The organism is Providencia sp. PROV116, assembly GCF_028482485.1.
GTDB classification, from domain to species: Bacteria; Pseudomonadota; Gammaproteobacteria; order Enterobacterales; family Enterobacteriaceae; genus Providencia; species Providencia rettgeri.
This window is the reverse complement of the sequence record NZ_JAMPQO010000018.1, coordinates 58202-79403: the sequence shown is the minus strand read 5'-3', so window position 1 is coordinate 79403 and position 21202 is coordinate 58202. Positions and strand designations below refer to the sequence as shown.

General features: G+C 38.3%; 20 protein-coding genes. 3 read left to right on the top strand and 17 right to left on the bottom strand.

Annotated features, from left to right (window positions below; all coding sequences use genetic code 11):
* Nucleotides 1-15 precede the first annotated feature (15 nt).
* The 7 genes from PSE72_RS13030 to PSE72_RS13000 all read right to left on the bottom strand — a co-directional run bounded on the left by PSE72_RS13030 (nucleotide 16) and on the right by PSE72_RS13000 (nucleotide 5323).
* Nucleotides 16-1650, bottom strand: a complete 1635-nt coding sequence (locus PSE72_RS13030) for an acetaldehyde dehydrogenase (acetylating) (RefSeq protein WP_115167995.1) — start codon at nucleotides 1648-1650, stop codon at nucleotides 16-18.
* Between the two features lie 70 nt (nucleotides 1651-1720).
* The gene (locus PSE72_RS13025) at nucleotides 1721-1999 is read right to left on the bottom strand and encodes a BMC domain-containing protein (protein ID WP_004259063.1); all 279 of its coding nucleotides are present in this window, start codon (nucleotides 1997-1999) and stop codon (nucleotides 1721-1723) included.
* A 15-nt stretch (nucleotides 2000-2014) separates the two neighbouring features.
* Nucleotides 2015-2299 carry a BMC domain-containing protein gene (locus tag PSE72_RS13020; protein ID WP_004907958.1) on the bottom strand — a complete coding sequence of 95 codons (285 nt, stop codon included), beginning with the start codon at nucleotides 2297-2299 and terminating at the stop codon, nucleotides 2015-2017.
* Nucleotides 2300-2319: 20 nt separating this feature from the next.
* Nucleotides 2320-2598, bottom strand: coding sequence for a BMC domain-containing protein (locus PSE72_RS13015; protein WP_004249182.1), 279 nt, complete (start codon nucleotides 2596-2598; stop codon nucleotides 2320-2322).
* A gap of 715 nt (nucleotides 2599-3313) precedes the next feature.
* The gene (locus tag PSE72_RS13010) at nucleotides 3314-3832 is read right to left on the bottom strand and encodes a FidL-like protein (protein WP_004907954.1); all 519 of its coding nucleotides are present in this window, start codon (nucleotides 3830-3832) and stop codon (nucleotides 3314-3316) included.
* The gene (locus tag PSE72_RS13005; RefSeq protein ID WP_115167996.1) at nucleotides 3829-4671 is read right to left on the bottom strand and encodes a transcriptional regulator; all 843 of its coding nucleotides are present in this window, start codon (nucleotides 4669-4671) and stop codon (nucleotides 3829-3831) included. The genes PSE72_RS13010 and PSE72_RS13005 overlap by 4 nt, the downstream gene beginning before the upstream one ends.
* Before the next feature lie 79 nt (nucleotides 4672-4750).
* Nucleotides 4751-5323: a TetR/AcrR family transcriptional regulator gene (locus PSE72_RS13000; RefSeq protein WP_115168321.1), complete on the bottom strand. Its 573-nt coding sequence runs from the start codon at nucleotides 5321-5323 to the stop codon at nucleotides 4751-4753.
* 301 nt (nucleotides 5324-5624) lie between these two features.
* On the opposite strand from PSE72_RS13000, the gene PSE72_RS12995 reads away from it, so the two are divergent.
* The gene (locus PSE72_RS12995) at nucleotides 5625-6182 is read left to right on the top strand and encodes an NADPH-dependent FMN reductase (protein ID WP_115167997.1); all 558 of its coding nucleotides are present in this window, start codon (nucleotides 5625-5627) and stop codon (nucleotides 6180-6182) included.
* 241 nt (nucleotides 6183-6423) lie between these two features.
* Here the strand turns inward: PSE72_RS12995 and potD are convergent, their stop codons facing one another.
* The 4 genes from potD to potA form a co-directional block, all read right to left on the bottom strand.
* Nucleotides 6424-7473: a spermidine/putrescine ABC transporter substrate-binding protein PotD gene (gene potD / locus PSE72_RS12990; protein WP_109912650.1), complete on the bottom strand. Its 1050-nt coding sequence runs from the start codon at nucleotides 7471-7473 to the stop codon at nucleotides 6424-6426.
* Nucleotides 7474-7632: 159 nt separating this feature from the next.
* Nucleotides 7633-8421, bottom strand: coding sequence for a spermidine/putrescine ABC transporter permease PotC (gene potC / locus PSE72_RS12985; RefSeq protein ID WP_004907946.1), 789 nt, complete (start codon nucleotides 8419-8421; stop codon nucleotides 7633-7635).
* The gene (gene potB / locus PSE72_RS12980) at nucleotides 8418-9281 is read right to left on the bottom strand and encodes a spermidine/putrescine ABC transporter permease PotB (protein WP_115167999.1); all 864 of its coding nucleotides are present in this window, start codon (nucleotides 9279-9281) and stop codon (nucleotides 8418-8420) included. Before potB ends, potC begins: the two co-directional genes overlap by 4 nt.
* Nucleotides 9268-10377 carry a spermidine/putrescine ABC transporter ATP-binding protein PotA gene (gene potA / locus PSE72_RS12975; RefSeq protein ID WP_004907942.1) on the bottom strand — a complete coding sequence of 370 codons (1110 nt, stop codon included), beginning with the start codon at nucleotides 10375-10377 and terminating at the stop codon, nucleotides 9268-9270. Before potA ends, potB begins: the two co-directional genes overlap by 14 nt.
* 859 nt (nucleotides 10378-11236) lie before the next feature.
* On the opposite strand from potA, the gene PSE72_RS12970 reads away from it, so the two are divergent.
* Nucleotides 11237-12883 carry a fumarate hydratase gene (locus tag PSE72_RS12970; protein ID WP_109912651.1) on the top strand — a complete coding sequence of 549 codons (1647 nt, stop codon included), beginning with the start codon at nucleotides 11237-11239 and terminating at the stop codon, nucleotides 12881-12883.
* A 141-nt stretch (nucleotides 12884-13024) separates the two neighbouring features.
* Here PSE72_RS12970 and PSE72_RS12965 read toward each other — a convergent pair whose 3' ends face one another.
* The 6 genes from PSE72_RS12965 to PSE72_RS12940 all read right to left on the bottom strand — a co-directional run bounded on the left by PSE72_RS12965 (nucleotide 13025) and on the right by PSE72_RS12940 (nucleotide 18911).
* Nucleotides 13025-13990: a fimbrial protein gene (locus PSE72_RS12965; RefSeq protein WP_109912652.1), complete on the bottom strand. Its 966-nt coding sequence runs from the start codon at nucleotides 13988-13990 to the stop codon at nucleotides 13025-13027.
* Between the two features lie 12 nt (nucleotides 13991-14002).
* Nucleotides 14003-14479 carry a fimbrial protein gene (locus tag PSE72_RS12960; RefSeq protein ID WP_004907936.1) on the bottom strand — a complete coding sequence of 159 codons (477 nt, stop codon included), beginning with the start codon at nucleotides 14477-14479 and terminating at the stop codon, nucleotides 14003-14005.
* 85 nt (nucleotides 14480-14564) lie between these two features.
* Entirely contained in the window at nucleotides 14565-15293 is a 729-nt protein-coding gene (locus tag PSE72_RS12955; protein ID WP_004907935.1) for a fimbrial biogenesis chaperone, read from the bottom strand.
* 11 nt (nucleotides 15294-15304) lie between these two features.
* Nucleotides 15305-17800: a fimbria/pilus outer membrane usher protein gene (locus tag PSE72_RS12950; RefSeq protein ID WP_004907932.1), complete on the bottom strand. Its 2496-nt coding sequence runs from the start codon at nucleotides 17798-17800 to the stop codon at nucleotides 15305-15307.
* A 77-nt stretch (nucleotides 17801-17877) separates the two neighbouring features.
* Nucleotides 17878-18435 (bottom strand): fimbrial protein, encoded by a 558-nt coding sequence (locus PSE72_RS12945; protein WP_004907930.1) that lies wholly within the window; start codon nucleotides 18433-18435, stop codon nucleotides 17878-17880.
* A gap of 239 nt (nucleotides 18436-18674) precedes the next feature.
* Nucleotides 18675-18911, bottom strand: coding sequence for a helix-turn-helix domain-containing protein (locus tag PSE72_RS12940; RefSeq protein WP_004907928.1), 237 nt, complete (start codon nucleotides 18909-18911; stop codon nucleotides 18675-18677).
* Between the two features lie 1291 nt (nucleotides 18912-20202).
* Between PSE72_RS12940 and PSE72_RS12935 the strand changes: the two genes are divergently transcribed.
* Nucleotides 20203-21198 carry a nitrilase family protein gene (locus tag PSE72_RS12935; protein WP_115168322.1) on the top strand — a complete coding sequence of 332 codons (996 nt, stop codon included), beginning with the start codon at nucleotides 20203-20205 and terminating at the stop codon, nucleotides 21196-21198.
* Nucleotides 21199-21202: the final 4 nt, after the last annotated feature.

Here is a 21202-nt window from a genome sequence, read left to right as displayed (position 1 = left end):
CCTTATTCCAATAAGTTACTTATTTAGGCGCCCGAGAACGGCCTTGATGATTTGCTCAACATTTTCTTCAGTAATATCACCTTGAGAAACCACTGCCTCAGCAATCGCAGCCGTCGTTGCCGTACTGCCAAATCGGTCGTCGCCTGTTGGGTTAGCAGTCACCGCTGACGTTGTCGCTGCAACAGGGTTACGGAAGCGGTTATCATCAAAAATGCTGACTTGCGGTTGATTGCCAGCTGCTGATACCGCTGGCTGGGTAGAAGTACAAGACTGGGCGGGCTGTCTTAAATCATCAATGGAACGTACGCCATAACCGACTTTACGGATGTTCAGCAAGTTCATCGGGCCGACGTTATCGGAGCTAGAGCCACCACCTACTGCGCCACAACCCAGTGTTAACGCTGGCGTGATATTGGTCGTTGCGCCGATCCCACCCAATGCAGCCGGTGTATTAATCAAAATGCGATTAACGGGTTTTTCCAGAGAAAATTGACGAATAACATCTTCGTTTTGTGTGTGAATAACCAAAGTATGGCCGAGACCTTCATTGGTCAGTAAGTCAACTACACGGTGACAAGCTGACTGCCAGTCTTCCTCGATATACATCCCTAAAATTGGGCATAATTTTTCCCGGGAGTATGGGTTTTTCGGTGATACCGTGTCTTGCAGAGCAATCAACACACGCGTATTAGCTGGAACAGTGAAACCTGCACGCTGGCTTAATGTGATGGCATCTTTACCCACCACTTCTGGGTTGATAGTGCCATTCGCTCTTAGCAGCATGGATGCCATGCGTTTCGCTTCGTCTTCATTCATGAAGTAAGCGCCTTGAGCGAGCAGTTCACGATGAACTTCGTTGTAAATGCAACGTTCTACAATGATGGATTGTTCTGAAGCGCAAATGACACCGTTATCAAAAGTTTTACTGGTGATGATGTCACTCACCGCTTGTTTGATATTGGCGCTACGTTCAATAAATGCAGGGCCATTACCTGGACCGCCACTAATGGTTGGTGTACCGGATGCGTAAGCTGCGCGTACCATGCCTTCACCTCCCGTTGCCAAAATTAAAGAAACGTCTTTGCTGTGCATCAGTTCTTTCGTTGCTTCAAGAGTCAACATCGTGACGCCATCCACAATACCCGCTGGTGCCCCTGCTTCTAATGCGGCTTTTTTGACAATTTCTAATGTACGAAAACTACAGGCTTTCGCATTTGGGTGAGGGGAAAAGACAATGGCATTACCTGCCTTCAAGGCAATCAACGTTTTGTAGATGATGGTAGATGTTGGGTTAGTAGAAGGTACTAACGCCGTGATCACACCAAGAGGGACACCCACATCCATAACTTTGTTGATTTTGTCATCATTAATGATGCCAACGGTTTTGAGATCTTTAATGTGTTCATAAACACGCATTGAAGCAAAAGTGTTCTTCAGGACTTTATCTTGCCACTTACCGAACCCTGTTTCTTCATTGGCCATTTTTGCCAGCTCTTCTGCATGAAGTGCGGACTCAATCGCGATGTGCTTAACAATATTATCGATTTTTTCCTGCGAAAATGTCGCAAACTCTTTCTGCGCTTGTTTCGCGTTTCTAACTAGCTCTCTTGCCAGTTGTCTGGATTGCAGATCTTTATCTAATGCAACCATGTCTTCCCCCGTATCGGAGTCAAAAATTAACTCATTAACTTGTGGTTTTATTTACTAATCAGCCAACAACTTAGGCTTTGTGTTGCTGTGCAATTTTGCCAATATCATTGTGTGGTCTTGCAATAACACGTGAAGTCACCACAGTTCCGATACGTTTTGCCGCCTCAACACCAGACTCAACAGCAGCGTTAACGGCACCGACATCACCTTTAACCATTGCTGTTACTAGCCCTGAACCCACATTTTCATAACCAATTAGCTCAACATTCGCGGCTTTACACATGGCATCAGCAGCTTCAATACACGCCACTAAACCTTTGGTTTCAATTAGACCAAGTGCTTCTTTCATAAGTAATTTCCTGTTTTATTCCGTGACTTTATACTGGGAGACGATTTTTTGGATATCGTTATGAGGGCGTGCGATAACCAAAGATGTCACGACGGTGCCAACGCGAGAGGCAGATTCAACACCTGAATCTACGGCAGCTTTCACTGCGCCCACATCGCCCTTGACCATGGCGGTAACTAAACCTGACCCAACATTTTCATAACCAATCAGCACAACGTTTGCGGCTTTGCACATCGAGTCCGCAGCTTCAATACAAGCCACTAACCCTTGAGTTTCAATAAGACCTAATGCGTCACCCATGTTTTTTCCTCCGGAAAAAGTTATGCCTTATGTTTAATAACGATTTTGTTGATATCGTTGTGTGGACGCGCAATGACCAGTGAAGTCACGACTTCGCCAACACGTTGAGCTGACTCAACGCCTGAATCGACAGCCGCTTTGACTGCACCCACATCGCCTTTGACCATCGCAGTCACGAGGCCTGAACCGACATTTTCATAGCCAATTAGCTCAACATTCGCCGCTTTGCACATGGCATCCGCCGCTTCAATACAAGCCACCAGACCTTTAGTTTCAATAAGACCTAATGCATCACCCATTGTTGTTTCCTCCGAAAAGCCTTCTTTGTTTTTCTTTACCGCTGATGCTTCAAGTTGATGTGTCCGAGTACATGTCCCTTGAAGAATCTGGGTAATCATTTACGCCAATGGTGTCTGCGCGGTGATTTATTGAACGCAGCCTTTGGCTTCAAACTCACTATAGAGCTGAAAAATAAAAACAAAATATAAATCCACGCATTCATTATAATTAGTTTTTTACTCTGAAAATTAGAGTGATTTAGTAGTCGATTCATATAACCATGCTAAAAAAAATAAAAATTCACGTATCTATCTGGAGAGTGAAAATGGATAAAAAACAGAATTGATGTTAATCAATGGAATTGTTAACAAGATATTATCGAGCTGATAAGTGGGGGTAATTTAGAGAGTAATAACTGTGGGGCGGCTCACCTGCTTATAAGCTTTGCTAAGCCGTTGTTGATAGAATAGTTGATTCTCTGTTGCAGGATATCAGAACAAAGCACATAAATGCGGTTGGGCTAATGACGGTAAAAAATGTAACACACATCTAGGTGACAAGACTAAATTAGCGCCGTCAGTCGTAGTACAATTTGATGTATCGTGCAAATATACAAGGCGGCTAAAGCTGTATCGTGTCACAATAATTTAAGTTCATGGAGGAAGGTAAATAGCCTAGATAACTCAGGAAGGGATCAATAAAATACCTCGGTCTCGCCTTTTAATCATCCTGCGATTAATCAAACTTACTGCCCGGCTTGAGTGTACAAATATAAAGAGGGGAATTGATTGAGCTTAGTAATAAGGCTTTGTCATTGAGCTTTTGCGCATTAAGAAACAAACCGTCATGGCTATCTGACATTTCTCGCATAAAGTAATCAAATATTACATCGGGAGATTCATCAATAGAAGAAGCACTCGCTTCCCATTGGCTAATATTATAGTGTCGTTCAGTAGGCGAAATGCGCTTTGTCGTATAGTTAAATTTCACATAGCGTTGTAAATACAACCATCCCGCTTTGGAGTCGGTATAACCTTCTACTACAATTGATCCTTTTCCATTCGCGCCAAAATTGAAGTGAATATTGCCATTAACGTTTTCATCTTTCATGTTTTCAAAACGCATGATGCCTTTCGTGGAACACACCATTAAACCATCTTGTTTATTTGAAAATAAAACCGATTGAGTGTAAATCACTACAATAATAAATAGTAAAAAGCTCAGTAAGCATAATACTTTTCCTGATATCTTCATGATGGTTTCCAAGAATAGTAAAAGTAATTATCGCAATAGCTAAAGGGATTGTCTTCATTGACTGCGCAATGCGCTAGGAACACTCGCCCCAGTCCATTTGTTTGCAGTTTATCGCCATAGAAAAAAACAAATCGTTCTTTCTCAACACATTCTAGATTTAAGTTATCTCTTACTTTATCAAAGTTTTGTACATAGTTTAGTGCTACGGTGTTATTGATCATTTTTTCATTCGATAACACATCACAATTAGTATGCTCAAGTACCGTCATGTTAATCGGCACTGACGGTTGGTTTGATAAATAAGCCATCGTCGCGAGTAAAACAGAACACAATAAAAAAGCACCACTAGCGAGATACCAACAAATTTCTTTTTTTTCTGGCGTCAATGTTGATTCTATTCTTTGGGGATCTTTAGGGACAGAAATGGGTTTGGGAATTGGAGATAAAACAACCGCTGCTGCTTCTATTTCACTTAAGCTAGTTATTAATTCAGTCTGAGGAATTTTAATATCATCAATTAATTCAAGGGAAACATCGGAATTAAATTCTAATCGCCCACGAGCAACTGTCACAATAATATTTTCAATACCATATGGGCGAAATGCTTTTCTTAATATACTTAGGTATTGGTTTAAATTACTGTTCGATGAAACTAATCCATTATCATCCCATACCGCTTTTAATACCTCATCTCGAGAAACAACGCCTTTGTGTTGAATAAAATAAAATAATAATGCATTGGCAGTTATCGACAGCTGTGTATCCACCTCATCTTCTTTTAAAGATAAAGTGCCATCAACTGCATCATATAGAATGAAAGCATTGATTTTATATTTCACTGTCGCCTCATGTGCTTATTTTATGAATAAAATTGCACTACCGTTATTATTACTATTTTTACTTATGTACTGTTTTTACTTATGGAATTTTTTCAAATGATATTGCCGTTAGCCGACTAACAATCGCATCACGTTCTTGCTGTGATAATGTTTCTCCCTCAGTCAATGACGAAAGCCATAACCCATCAGCCGCATAACGTACTAACGCCCCTAAATAACTGTTATCAAACTCATCGCCCTTCGCTAAATGGTTGGCTACCCAATCTCGCCAACACTGGCGTAATACAGGCTCAGTTGGCATCGCTAAGGACAGTAAGGCAAGTTGAAAACTTTCATCTGACTCTTTTAACTCACCGATGTAATGCAAATACGCACGAGAAAAGCGGCCATAAGTGTTTTGGTCATTCTCCATAATGATATTTATCCGCTCATCCATAATTTCCAGCAATTGAAGGAAAAGGGCATGAATAAGCTCTTGCTTCGAGGGAAAATGGTGCATCAATCCACCTTTACTGACACCCGCTTCTCTTGCTACTGCATTGAGAGATAACGAAGAAATCCCTTCTCTACCCGCAATAATACGAGCAGCTTTCAGTAGCTCCACTTGAAGCTTGATTGGGTCTTTTTTTCTATGCTGCGCGGATTTGTTCATGCGATGAATGATACCGACCAGTCGGTATGTTTCATTTTGACTAAAATCAAGTAACCCTGATTTGTTCATGGGTAAATCTAAATAGTGGAAGAGGACTCACAATATCGAATTATGAGCTGTTGTATCCCCATAGTTAATTTTAAAATATCAATTTTTTTGATGCTCATTGACTTAATTAATTTAACTTAGTTTTGCACACATTCAGATTATGATGTTTAATGATAACAACGAAATAAAATTCTGAAGAAGTAATATCGGTTTGCAATATTCCTAATTAACTATCCGTGAAAGAGGTTTTATCATGTCAAATCAATACAATATTGGCGTTATTGTTGGTAGCTTACGTGCTGATTCTTACAATTTAGTTGTCGCTAAAGCCATAACTAAATTATTCCCCACGAATTTCACGTTTAACTTTATCAATATTGGTGAACTACCTCTCTACAACCAAGATGCAGACCAAAATGTGCCCTCAGTTGTGGCCAATTTTAAATCTCAAATTAAAGCTTGTGATGGCATTATTTTTGCCACCCCTGAATATAACCGTTCAATGCCTGGCGTATTGAAAAATGCAATAGACCAAGGTTCTCGTCCATGGGGAGATAACTCGTGGGATGGTATTCCAGCAGGCGTTTTAGGTGTTTCTATTGGTAATATCAGCACAGCAATTGCCCAACAGCACTTACGCAACAGCCTGGCATTTTTAAATATGCCGACCATGAACCAGCCTGAGTGTTTCCTAAAATGGTATGACGGTATGGTCGATGAACAAGGTAACATCTCACCAAAAAGTAAAGATTTCCTACAACCGTGGGTAGATACCTTTGTGAAATTTGTTGGCCATAATGCCAAACATTAGCCATTAAAAAAGCATCACGATTGTGATGCTTTCAGACTGCTGCCAAACCTATTATGTTTGGCAGTAAGTCTAATAGGTTTTGAAAATAAATTAGGAAAATCAATTTATTGATTTTCAGCTGATAACACAAAGCGGGAAAAACCACGCTTTTATCGCGCTTTGTCAACAACCTCAAGGCATCACGATTGTGATGCCTTTGTTTTATCTTCAAACACTATTTGGCTTACTACTAAAACAGCAATTAACGCCCTGCTTTGAGCTTTTGGAAATACTCTTCATACAGGATATTGGTATTCCCCACATCGCTTTGCCATTCGCCTTTTTGCAGAACTTCTTCACTTGGATAAAGTGATGGGTCATTGGCAATCTCAGCAGGTAATAATTTTTTAGCGGCTAAATTTGGTGTTGGGTAACCAATAGATTCAGCCACTTGAGCCGCAATTTCTGGACGCAATAAGAAATTAATTAGCTTATGAGCCCCTTCCACATTTTTTGCATTGGCCGGAATCGCTAAGCTATCCATCCAAAAAATTCCGCCTTCTTTTGGCCATACCACTTCAATTGGTAAGCCTGCTTGCCGTGCAACGAACGCAGAGCCATTCCATAACATACCGACATCCACTTCACCTTCAATAAATGGCGTCGCTGGGTTGTCAGAGTTAAAGGCTAGAATATTTGGACGTAATTTTTGTAGCTCTTTATACGCCTCTTCAATTTGTTTCGGGTCAGTGGTATTACCTGAATAACCTAACTTGGTGAGCGCAACTTGGAAAACTTCCCGTGCATCATCCATCATCAGCAAGCTATTTTTATATTCAGGTTTCCAAAAATCCGCCCATGAGGTGACAGATTGTGGGTCAACCGCTTCACCGTTAATACCAATCCCTGTAGCTCCCCAAATATAAGGTACAGAATAATCATTATTCGGGTCGAATTCTTTATGAATTAAGTTTGGATCAAGATTTTTAAAATTGGTCAGTTTGCTTTGATCAATTTTTTGTAGCATCCCTTCTTTACTCATTTTGGCAATAAAATAAGTCGAAGGTACCACCAAGTCATAAGCCCCTTCTTTATAGGTCTTTAACTTGGTATACATACTTTCGTTTGATTCATAGGTGGAGTAAATCACCTTGATGCCAGTTTCTTTGGTGAATTGCTCTAATAAACCGGGGGGAACATATTCTGTCCAGTTATAGAAATACAGTACATCTTTGTTATCGTCAGCGGCAGTTGCCGTGCCAATACTTGCAGCCATTAACCCTGCTGCCAGTAGGTAGGACCATTTTTTCATTACTGAGTTTCCCTCAACAAAGTGTTTTTTATCCCTATATACATCAAGTAACCACTTGAGTTATTTAGGGCATATATCTTATAGGCTAAATGAAGCCCACCCTCTCGCCGCATGGCATCAAAAAGGCGCTGTTATAGAAAAACCAGCGCTACCAATCGTTTATGATCTCGCTTTTTTCGAGTATTTATCCCGCATCACCCATTGACTTAAACAAACAAGTAGCAAGGACATAATCAACAACACTGTCGCCAAAGCATTTACTTCTGGGGAAACCCCAACTTTTACCATTGAATATATTTTCAGTGGCAAAATTTCATAGCTTGGCCCCGTGACAAATGACGAAACCACCACATCGTCCATCGACAATGTAAAGCTCAGTAACCATCCTGCCACAACCGCGGGTAGCGCTAATGGCAAAATGATTTTTCTTAAAATAGTAAACTCACCCGCACCAAGGTCACGTGCCGCTTCTAGCATTTTTACATCAAAATCCTTTAACCTTGCATACACCGTCACCACCACAAAGGGTAAACAGAATGTAATATGGGAAAAAAGCAATGACCAAAAACCTAACGAGACCCCAAGGATCATAAATAGAACCAATAATGAAATCGCCATAACGATATCAGGGGACATCATTACCACAAATAACATACCACCGACGAATGGTTTCCCTCTAAAACGATAACGAAATAATGCGACAGCCGTTAGTGTACCAATGGCTGTTGCGAAGGTCGCCGATAAAACTGCCATGGTTAATGAATGCCCTGCGGCTTCTAATAAGCTATCGTTATTACTTAGTAGCTCATACCATTTGGTCGAAAACCCTTGCCACTGAATACCAAAACGCGATTCATTAAAAGAATTAACAATCAAAATGATGATTGGAATATAAAGATAAGCGTAGATGATGGCCATAAAGCCACCACGCAGAGTACGTCCGATCATTCTTCATATGCCTTTTTATTCAGAAGCTTAGCTGCTCGGTAATACACATACAGCAATAATCCCATCATCGCCGTGAGGAAAATGCTTGTTGCTGCCCCGAATGGCCAATCTCGAATATTTAAGAACTGGCTCTTAATCACGTTACCAATCAGTAGATTTTTCGCACCACCCATTAAATCCGCCACATAGAACAGCCCCATTGCAGGTAATAAAACCAGCAAGCAACCTGCAATAATTCCTGGCATCGTTAAAGGAATGATGATTTTCACGAACCGTTGAAATTTATTCGCTCCGAGATCCTTTGCAGCTTCTATATATGACTTATCCAACTTTTCAATACTTGAATACAGTGGCATCACCATAAACGGCAACAATATATAGATAAGGCCTAATATTACGGCCTCAGGTGTATACATAATTTTCAACGGTTTATCGATAATACCAACCCACAGTAAAAAGTCATTTAAGTACCCTTTGGTACTGAGAAAAACTTTTAACCCGTAGATACGAATCAATGAATTGGTCCAAAATGGCACAATTAACAAAAACAGCATCAAAGGTTGTATCCGTTTCGGTAACCTTGCCAATATAAAGGCAAATGGATAGCCGATAACTAAACAAAAAAAGGTTGCTATCACCGCCATATTGAGCGAGTGCAACATGACCTCTGCATACATCGGGTCAGACAAGCGAATATAGTTATCCCATGTAAAAACTAAGTCAACTAAGTTGGTGTCGCTACGCGTCAAAAAGCTAGTGCCAATAATCATAATATTAGGCAAAAAGACGAACAGCAGCAGCCAGGCGACCACCCCGGTGATAATAACGTTCTGCAAAATTTTATGCTTACGAATGATCATCCAGAACTACCTCCCAACTTTCAACCCAAGTTACAGCAACTTTTTGGTTAAGGGAGTGGTCGACATCGGGGTCATCTTCATTGAAGAATTCGCTTACCATGACAATTTTGCCATCTTCCATTTCAACCACTGAATCTAACGTCATGCCTTTATAGTTACGCTCACGAACGTAGCCAATCAGCCCCGGATAGTTATCTGCATCATTCACCTCTTCAACACGTAAGTCTTCAGGACGTAATAACACACTAACGTGCTGCCCTTCTTTGACAGAGAGCTCGGTAAAAATATCGCATTCGTGGCCTTCAACATTGGCACGAATACGTTTATCATCAATGCGATACAATACTTTCGCATCAAAAATATTAATTTCACCAATAAATTGAGCAACAAACAGGTTTTTTGGTTCCTCATAGATTTCACGAGGTGTTCCGTCTTGCTCAATTTTCCCTTCACGCATCACAATGATTCGATCAGACATGGCTAAGGCTTCTTCTTGATCGTGAGTCACAAAAATAAACGTGATCCCCAGTTTTCGTTGAAGCGCTTTTAGCTCATTTTGCATTTGTTTGCGCAGTTTGTAATCAAGCGCAGACAATGATTCATCCAGTAATAGGACTTTCGGGCGATTCACTACCGCACGGGCTATCGCCACACGCTGTTGTTGACCACCAGACAGTTGGTTGGGTCTACGCTCAGCAAAATCTTCTAGCTGCACCATACGTAAGGCTTGATCGACACGTTTTTGGATTTCAGCCGCAGGCGTTTTTTGCATGCGTAGGCCAAATGCCACGTTGTCGAAGACTGTCATATGAGGAAATAAAGCGTAGCTTTGGAATACGGTATTTACAAAGCGGTTTTCCGCTGGAATATCCGTAATATCTTGACCATCAAGAATAATTTGACCATCATCGACATCTTCCAGCCCAGCAATAAGACGTAAAACCGTCGTTTTACCGCAACCAGAAGGCCCCAGAATGGTCAAAAACTCACCGTTCTGAATGGTTAAGTCAAGCTCAGAAATAATTTGTTTGCCATCAAAACCTTTACTTAAAGATTTTAATTCAATGAGTGGTGTCAGAGAGGTTGTCTCAGTCATTTATTATACACTCTATCCCTAGGAATAATGCAGATAGAACCGCCACCGTTAAAGACTGTATAAGCTTGTCGGAGGTTTACTCTGTCGACTTAAGTAACATGAGTAACTAATTTTCCCCAGCAAAGCCCAAAACCAGTAGCGCCATTTAAACTTCATAAGGCATGCATGATAAACACTGTTTTTGCAAATTGAAAGCCATTTTCGCAACTTCGTTTGCCTTTCATTATGAATTATCAATAAATAAAACAGATTTTTTAGAAAAATAAGCGACATAGCGATCTATAGAATCAGTCTGTCTATATCTATAGATTTACATGAAAAATCGGAAGGTAAAACTTAAGTCAAATCCAATTAAATTCATAGAGTTAAAATGATTCATAATAAAAATAATAATAATTATGGAATTAATAGTTTTTATTAATTTTAAATTTTTAATTCATGTATTGAATGATATAAGCTTTAATTCAAGTTTTTATGATGATTATATCTGCTAGATATATATCGTGATTACACATGAAAAAAGCTAATAACTGGCAACATCTATAACAAATAATTAAAGTCGTAGTTAATAATATTATTATGTGATTTAAATCTAATTTTTATTAATCCTTGTTTTTTATCTCAATAAATTTAACCAACATCATATTATCCTTTGCATCCCTTTGAATATAATAATCAAATTGATATAATTTCAAGCTAAACTGTAACTTTTAGTGACTTATTTTGTAATTTTTGTTTCATTATTACACCTATAAATTTTACTTTGTATCTTTCGAGTTAAACCAATTAAAGAATAAGCATAAACCTACGGGTGATTATTTTTGGAAATTCCACTGAAATTAATATGTGAGTGAGCAAAATGGCCAATAAAGCGTTTTTTTACCAAGAACCTTATCCATTATCTGAGGATAAAACCGAGTATTTCCAAGTCTCTGATAAATATGTTTCTGTAGAACAATTTGCAGGCAAGCAAATTTTAAAGATTGAACCTGAAGCATTAACTCTTCTTGCGGAACATGCAATTTATGAATCCCAGTTTTTTTTAAGGGCTGCGCACCAAAAACAAGTCGCTGCTATCTTACAAGACCCAGAAGCCAGCGAAAACGACAAATATGTGGCATTGCAATTACTTCGTAATGCTGAAATTTCTGCAAAAGGTATTTTGCCAAACTGCCAAGATACCGGCACCGTTGCGGTTGTTGGGAAAAAAGGCCAACAAGTTTGGACAGACTGTGATGACGAAGAGTACCTGTCACGAGGGATTTACAACGTCTTCCAACACGAAAACCTGCGTTTTTCGCAAAATGCACCGCTAGATATGTTTAATGAAGTCAATACAGGTACAAACCTGCCAGCGCAGTTTGACATTTTTGCGACCACTGGTGATGAGTATCACTTCCTGTTTGTCAATAAAGGCGGCGGTTCTGCAAATAAATCAGCACTTTATCAAGAAACAAAAGCAACCTTAACACCAGCTAAGTTAAAAAATTTCTTAATTGAAAAAATGAGAAATTTAGGAACAACAGCTTGTCCACCTTATCATATTGCTTTCGTTATCGGTGGCACCTCTGCGGAAACAACACTGAAAACAGCCAAACTCGCCTCAGCGAAATACTACGACAATCTGCCAACCACGGGTAATGAATATGGCCGAGCTTTCCGTGATATTGAGCTAGAAAATGAGTTATTAGAAGCGTCACGTCATCTTGGCTTTGGCGCCCAATTTGGTGGTAAATATTTTGCTCACGATGTGCGTGTTATTCGTTTACCTCGTCATGGCGCCTCTTGCCCAATCGGTTTAGCCATTTCGTGCTCGGCTGACCGAAATATTAAGGCTAAAATCACCAAAAGCGGTTTATGGCTTGAAAAAATGGAGCATAACCCAGCCCAATACATTCCTGAATCTATGCGTCACCAAGCTGAAGGAAAAGTGGTGCATATCGACCTCAACCGTCCAATGAAAGATATTTTGGCTGAGCTAAGTAAACACCCTGTATCGACCCGTGTTTCCCTCAGTGGCCCACTGATCATCGCTCGAGATATTGCGCATACCAAGCTTAAAGAACGTTTAGATAACGGCGAAGAATTACCACAATACTTTAAAGACCACATGGTCTATTACGCAGGGCCAGCCAAAAAACCGGAAGATATGGTTTCTGGTTCTTTAGGCCCAACAACGGGTAACCGAATGGACCCCTACGTTGACCTGTTCCAATCCCACGGTGGTAGCATGATAATGTTGGCGAAAGGCAACCGAACTCAAGCGGTAACCGATGCATGTAAGAAACACGGCGGTTTCTACTTAGGTAGTATTGGTGGTTCAGCAGCAATACTGGCGCAAGAATATGTGAAAAGCTTAAATTGCCTTGAGTACCCAGAATTAGGCATGGAAGCAATTTGGAAAATGGAAGTTGAAGGGCTGCCAGCATTCATTCTCGTTGATGACAAGGGCAATAACTTCTTTGAACAAGTCCAAAATGAGACTTGCAGTAAATGCGTTAAGTAATATTTGCCACTCTAGCGCAATGGAATGCGCTAACTTTCGTTAGCCTGTATGATTATGTTACATAGTCATACAGTTACATAGTAAAAGAGCAGGCCAAAAACCCGCTCTTTTATTATCACTCACATCAATGCATAACTAACATCAATAATAGTTAATTCGAACAATGGTTGAGGCGTTAAATCCTCCCGTTTTCACCGTTCCTGCCTTTTTAATGGTTGCACTATAATCACGCGTTACTGATGTGCTTCCTTGCGGTAAACTGCCGAAAAATTGGAAGTAATTGAATTTTATCTGATTACTTTTATCATCCATAATTGTCAAATTGGTTCCATTTTTCAAATCAATCGCATATTCGCCATTTAATGGATCGGTTGTTTCAAAATTGATATTCATCGAGAAGTTATCAAGACAACCTCTTTTCACTGCTTGAACTTGAAAATCTTTTTTAAATTCTTTCCCTTGATTCAATTCTGTGATCATTAACTGGCCAAAATCAATTTGCTGTGATTCTGGGAAAACTTTAATATCCGCACCACATTTTAAGAAACGAATCCCTCGTAACCCAGATATCGAATAGCGTAAGTTTTTCGCTCCCGGTGTCGTATTGATCCCCCCGCTCCCATCAAATTGGAAAACCGTAAATTGGTTATCACCTTCATAATTCCCAGACGGCGGGACCGTACCTGTTACCTTAATATATAAATTAAATGTGACAGTCACAGTAACGCTTTGCTTGCCACTAATTGGCGGTGTTCCCAAGCTGACTTTTTGTTTATCACGCTCAAGTTGTTCACCTTGGTAGTTAGCTCCAAGTAGTAATCCTGTCCCTAATTTTTGTGATGTCGGGTTAAAATACATATGAACAACGTCAACCATATTACCGAGTACGTTATCGCAATAAACAGTGACTGTTAATGGGTCAGATTGCCAAATAACCGTTCCCGCAGGTGTATCTGAAGGAATCGCTAATTGCCCAACCGGTACCGCAGGTTTAATGACGACTCCAGTCCCAGCTTCAACACAATCTAAAGCAAATGTTTTTGGGCTAATAAAAACGAACAGAAATAAAATATAAAAACCATATTTTTGAATAAACGTGTGTATCATGATTTATACACCTTATATGTAAGTAATATTTAAGGTAATTTGCGTTTTAATATTACCCACTGTTAATTCATTTCTTGGCAGATAACTCTCTAGCATGGAATAAATCGTAATTTGCTGGTTATCATCAAAATAGATGGGATAACTGCGGTATTCTCCATTAGGAACAATATTGCCATCTTTGTCCATTAAACGAATGCCATAGCCATTTAGAATGGTTTTACCACCAAATAAATTGCGGTCTGTACTTTCAGTTGGCTCTGAAATAAACATGATCCGGACAACCGGATCTCTATCATCGCGATCACGTTTTGGGAAAATGCAGTCATCAAATTTCAATTTGATTTCATGCTTAGGGCTTCTGTCCCCAATTTCATTAAAGTAATTCAGAGATATTGGCCCTAATTCAATATTTTGATCTATCGAGTAAAATGAAATCTTACAAGGCAATGCCACCACATTTCCCGTAAAATTAAGATCACCTCTCATCATGCTACTATCTGCATAAGCTTGGCTGGTGCATAGCGATAGCATAAAAAGACATATTGAAAAGTAGCAATTTCTCATATCTAAAATCCTATTGGCTCTCTTTTGACAACTGGCAGGTTGATGCAGCGCATTGGTAAGTCAACATTTTCATACCACCGTAATCATCCATATACCCGGTATATAACTGATTAAAACTGCTTGATGGCACGGGGACACTTTCTTTAGAAAACGGGGCTATCATGACACTTTCAAAACCAGGAAAGTTTTTCTGGTTGGTATTACTCAGGTAACCAAGAGTCACGTAATATTTAGTTGGATTTTCAATTAATAATTGCCCACCTGTATGTGTATATTTCAGCTCTTTAGCCCATACTTTGTCGCTATTATTTTCGATTTGAGGTGGACGATAAAACATTTTTAGACGACTTTGAATCGCAATCTGGACAACATTTTCCTTATCTGCAACAGGGGGAATTTCGCGCACATTTAAATAGAACAGCGATTCTCTATCTTGTGGAAGAGCGTCAATTCCCTCCGTTTTAATAATTTTTATCTGGTTTTTAGCATTCGGTTCGACACGTTGCATTGGAGGTAAAACGGTAAAAGGTTCAGAAATCTTATTCCCTTTTTCGTCTTCCATCCAAGATTGAGCTAAGTAGGGCATTGTTTTACTTTGGTTGTTAATAACCAAACTCATTGATTTATCTTTGCCTGGAAAAATAATCCGTGTACGGTCGATATTAATCGCAGCAGACGCAACTTGCATGCCGACAAAAACTAATGAAAATCCTAAAGCTACTACATACTTTTTACTCATACATCATTCCTTTATTGGCAAGGGATCAGGACTTTACCCTGATTTTTTTCGGCAATATTAGGTAAATTCAAACTACATTGGTTTGCGCCAGCGGCCCATTTCACTATGTAGCTTTCTTCTGGAACCACACCCGTTAAATAAGCAACGCCACTATCAGCAATAATTCCGACTTCTCTTCCTGTGCCTACTTCAATCACACTGGTACCAAGCGGTGGATAATTTCCATTATTCAAACGGATAATTGCTAGAATACGTTTTCCTTGGTTCGCTTTTATTCTCTGATAACCAATTGAGCCCTCAGTCAATGTTTTACCAATAATGTTGTCATTGACATCCACATCATCAGGTAATGTATTCATATCAATGTAAACATCTGAATTAGAAAAACTATTTAAACTTGTCGCAACACCAATACCAAATCGGTTCGTGACAGATTCTCCATTATCAATAGAAATTCCTGCGACATTATCACTATCAATCATTACCCGAGGTTCGTTGTTAGTCCCGTTACGGTGCATGGCCGCACCGTATTTTGTTGCAGTCATGGAGCCATACCAACTACCGCCGACAGCGCGATATGAATTCACATTTTCTGTCGCATTAACATTTAACACGCCATAAGGCGATGAATATTGATAACTACCACTGATATTTGGCTCTGCACGCCCAAGTTTGTGCTGGTCACCGCCCACACGCATACTCCAGTAGTTGTTATTCTCATTTGCACTGTAATAACCCACTGACTGGCCAAAGCTATGGTCACTATCTGCATATTGTGCGTCATAACTCACTGAAGCCCCGTTTTCGAGTGGCACGGAGAAAGACAGATAAATTTGGTTATCATCCGTCTCTTCATATTTAATTTTATTAAGAGATAATGTGCCGGAAATATTTTTAATTTGCCCAATACTGAATAACTTACTAAAGCTCATCCCAAAGTTTGTTGTCGATTCGCTATTCCAAAATTGACGATGAGAGGCATTAAAATAAACCGTTAAATCCAATGGGCTAATGTATTGATTAAAAGACGCGGTATAGACGTTTTTGTCACGCCTAAAATCAAGCACACCATTAGCTGCATCAATGTATTGAGGCATTGTTAAGAATTCTTTTTCAGAAAACTTATAGCCTGCAAATGTCACCTGCGAATTGGTAGATTCAAAACGTTTAGAATAATTTAAACGGTAGCTGTTACCTGAATAAGAGCCAAAATTATCTAAATTTGCATGGGTACGAGTAATATCAAGGGAAATAGCACCAAACATATTCATGTTTTGCCCTATTCCCAAGTTCATCGCTTGATAATTGTTATTATCGACCGTGGCAATTAACCCGCCGAAAATTGATGTGTTACCAAATAAACCATAGGAGACTTCCCCGACAATAAATTTAGGGTCAATTTTCTGTGAGCGGCCAAATGGGTCAGATTGCCCCATGGTAAATTTATAAAGCAGCTGCCCCTGACGGGTTAAAAACGGCAACGATGCTGCTGTTACTTGATAAGTGGTTTTTGAACCGTCTTCTTCCTCAATAGTTACATCTAAAGTACCTTGTACTGCTTCGGTAATATCTTGAACATTAAATGGCCCGGGAGCGACTTTAACTTGCTTAATCACACGCCCATTCTGTGAAATAATCACCATCGCATTTGTTTTAGCGATACCCGTAACCTGAGGTGCATAACCACGCAGTGAAGGCGGAAGCATCCGATTATCACTAAAAATAGACGCCCCTATAAAGCGAAAACTATCAAATAAATCAGTCTTCAAATAAGACTCACCAAGTAAAACCTTTGCCCCCATTTGAGGCAAAGCACGAAAGGCATATAACTGAGTCCAATCAAACCGTTCATTCGTTTTACCTTGAGAACGATTATATTGATATTGATAGTCCGCACGGAAACGCCAAGCACCTAAGTTAACGCCAGCGGTACCGTTACTACTACCACTGAATGTTTCACTGTTATTTTTAGGCGCAGAATAATTAGCAAACAGGTTATAGTCGAGAAATGCTCCCATAATCCCATTTTCCCATTGGGAAGGTGGAACCCAATACGGATCATCGTATTCAAGCCAAGCTTGAGGAATAGAAAATAAGATATTTTGATTCGCTTTATCAAAGCGATAACTAATATCTAAATTTTTAGATAGTTCAACACACTGGCCATTATTATTTTGCAGAAGCTCTTCCTTTATCTTCTTTTTTAATGCAAAAATATTTACCATCTCTGGTGTAACACAGAGTGTTGAAGTATCTTTACTCTCTTCAATGAACTTAATTAAATACTGCCCTGATAGTTTTCTACCATTTAATGTAATATCCGTTAGATATTCGCCGGCAGGAATAAAGTCAGGGTTTGAAAATTGACTCAAATCAATATTATCTCTGTCCTTAGCATCAATAATATTCATATTAAATTCCACTGCATTTGATATTCCCGAAACGGAAAATGCCAACGCAATCGAAAATAATATTTTATTTATTTTAAACTGAGGCAATAGAGACATGATGTTCCCTGTCAAAAAATAAAAGCTAAGAAAGGAAAATAACAGGCAAATATATGCCTGTTATTTTAAATAAAAAATTACAGGTAGTTTAAAGCATAAGTTGCTTGAGAAATGATGCTACCAGTTTCAACTTTACTACCATTTGCTTCAACACGTGCACTGAATGCTAATTTATTTGGACCATCCGCTAATGGCAGCTCAACACTGGTGTCACCAACTTTCATTGTTGCACCATCAGCGTTGATTAAACGAACACCAACACCTTTAGAAGTACCAGTGTTTGCCAGTAATTCTTTAGCTGTAGTATCTGGAGTACCCGTGAAAGTTACTTTAACTTTGCTAACTGCAGGGAAGACAACTACATCGCTAGAATCTTTAACTTCACCTAAATCACAGTTTTCTAACTGGATATTGTATTGAACGCTTTGGCTATATTTGTTACCAGTTTCTAATACTTTATTTGCAACTTGGCCAAGGTCAACGTTAATTGTACCGTCACCTGGGATTGAGCAAGGTGCATTAATAACTTTACCAGTAAAATTGATGATACCACTTCCTTGATCTACAGGTGCTGCGTTTGCAATACCGAATGAAGAAGCGATAATTGTAGCTAATGCAATTTTAGTTAATTTCATTTATATTTTCCTATAAAAAGACGACATACGTACCAATCACCTAATAATCAATAAATTATTAAGTTGATATCTATTTGCTGAGAATTTAATGATAAAAAACATAAAGATTAGGTTTTTATTAAGAAAAATAAAAACGCTATATCTTTATTAGATTAGATGTTTTATTAATTTTAAAACATATTATTTATAATTATCTTATTAATTTCGATTTATAATTAGATTATTCTTAATATTTTAAATTAATTATTTTCTTTATTGATAAAAACATCATCGATAAAAAAACAAATCATTTCAGTTTCTAACGCATTAGCAAGCACGTGCAAATTTTCAATATTGATATTGCACTCACCTCTTTCATAGCGTGAAATTTGTTGCTGACTTACACCAACAAGATTCGCTAATTCAATACCAGAAAGCCCTAAGTGCTTTCTTCTTTTTCTAATCTCTCTACCTACTATCCGATTTACATTTATCATCAACAATAGCCCAAAATAACCTAAAATATTAAATGGCTAAATTATATTACAAATCAAAACCTTTAACATAATAAACTGTACTGCTTATACAACCAAATCAAAGTAGAACAAACTAATTAAAACACGAAATTTGAGTTAATTATAGTTTTCAACATATAAAAGTAAAACTGTTTGTAACGATCAATAGAATAAATTAAAGCCATTGAAACCTATCAATATTTCATTATTTTAGTTTTAATTATCTTATAAGATAAAAAACACATTATTCATATTAGTTACTATATTAGTAAAAATGATTTAATCCAGCATAACAAATTGATTTTAAAGAAAAATAATTTATTACCATCAACAATGGTAATAACAGAAAATATGGATGAACTTTAATCAATAATATAACCGAGGCATTTATCGTTAATTTAATATGGTATTCATTGATTAATAAGTATTTTTATATACTTATTTTTTATATATTAATTTATTTTTTACATTTTTAATGTTTGCTTCAAAAAAACAACTGCCAATGGTTTTTTTATTTTTATTATTTATTTTAATTAAATTAACAGAGGTTTTTGCTTACTCGCAATAAGAGTTTAGAATATAAAAAATGGTGATTTTTTTTTAATGGCCACGATCTACTCACAAGTAAAACAAATTATCCGTAATAAGAGTAATATCAATATTGATAACCTTCAATAACCCTCATATTGAGTAAAAACCAACAGACCACAACAAAAATACCCCTTAAATAACAATGTGTTACATTTATTTCCAATTGTAACAAATCACAAAAGTATATTGCAGACTTATAGGATAAAAATGAAATATAACAAAAATAAAACATAATAATTATAGCTTCAGGCATAATAAAACGAGTAAAACAAGTGTTTTACCTCGCCTTTTCCCAAGAAAATAGTCAAAACGACAAGAAGGAGGCATGTGAATATTGTATTTTGCTCATATAGCTTAGGTTAAATTTATGCTTTTAATTCGGAGAATAAGGACTACTTGCATACCTAATTCACTAAATAAGAGTATTTATTGAAGAATAATTGACACAGATGCCCTTTAAATAAAGATAGATAATATAAGAGTATCACGCTTAATGTGAGGTTTTATTTCGTATAATATAATGCAAATCTATCTTTTTACGTTAATTTGCGTATAAAAAAACTATTTTTAAGTGTTCTTAAAGCTTTATTCAATAACTAACCGTTATTGAATAAGAAAATAACTCATTATTTTTTGTTTGAACAACATGGTTTGATCTCCTTAAACCAAGGAGATCAAAATGATGCCAACACAATCACAGCTTCGTGTTGCAACTGTACAGTTCCAACACCGTCCTAGCGACAAAACCTATAATTTAGAACGTATCCATGACTTTATTACTCAAGCTGCACAACAAAAAGTGAAAATACTGGTGTTACCCGAAATGTGTATCACCGGTTATTGGCACGTGCCGAAGCTACCAGATGACGCCGTTTATGCATTGAGTGAAACCTTACACGATAGCCCTTCATTAGCATTGATCCGCCAACGTGCGATTGAATTAGACATGATTATTGGTGTTGGATTGATTGAAAAAGGGTTAGATGGCAAATGCTACAATACTTGGGTCGCTTGCATGCCAAATGGACAATACCATGCTCACCGTAAATTGCATGCGTTTGAACATCCTGCCATTCATAGTGGAGATAGTTACACGGTATTCGATACACCATGGGGGGTAAAAGTTGGTATTTTAATTTGTTGGGATAATAACTTAATTGAAAACCCACGCATAAACGCACTACTTGGCGCAGATATTATTCTTGCTCCCCACCAAACCGGTGGAACTCATTCGAGTAGCCCTTATGGAATGAAACCACTCAACCTTAGTCTCTGGGAAAATAGAAAACAGAACCCCCAAGCACTATTGGAGTCATGCCAAGGTGAAAATGGGCGAGGATGGCTAATGCGCTGGTTACCTTCAAGAGCTCACGATAATGGCGTTTTTTATCTGTTTAGTAATGGCGTTGGCCTAGATGATGATGAAATTCGCACAGGTAATGCAATGGTGATAGACCCCTATGGCCGAATTGTCAAAGAGAGTTTATTGGTTGAGGATGATGTGGTCATTGCAGATCTTGACCTTAGTTTGCTTCCTACCTCGAATGGGCGGCGTTGGCTTACAGGTAGAAGACCTGAATTATACCGCATTATGACTGAAACTCTGGGTTATGAAACCGATATTCGTAGTGTTCGCTTTGCGGAACAGAATTCCCCTTATCATAAAGAAAAGCCATAATAGC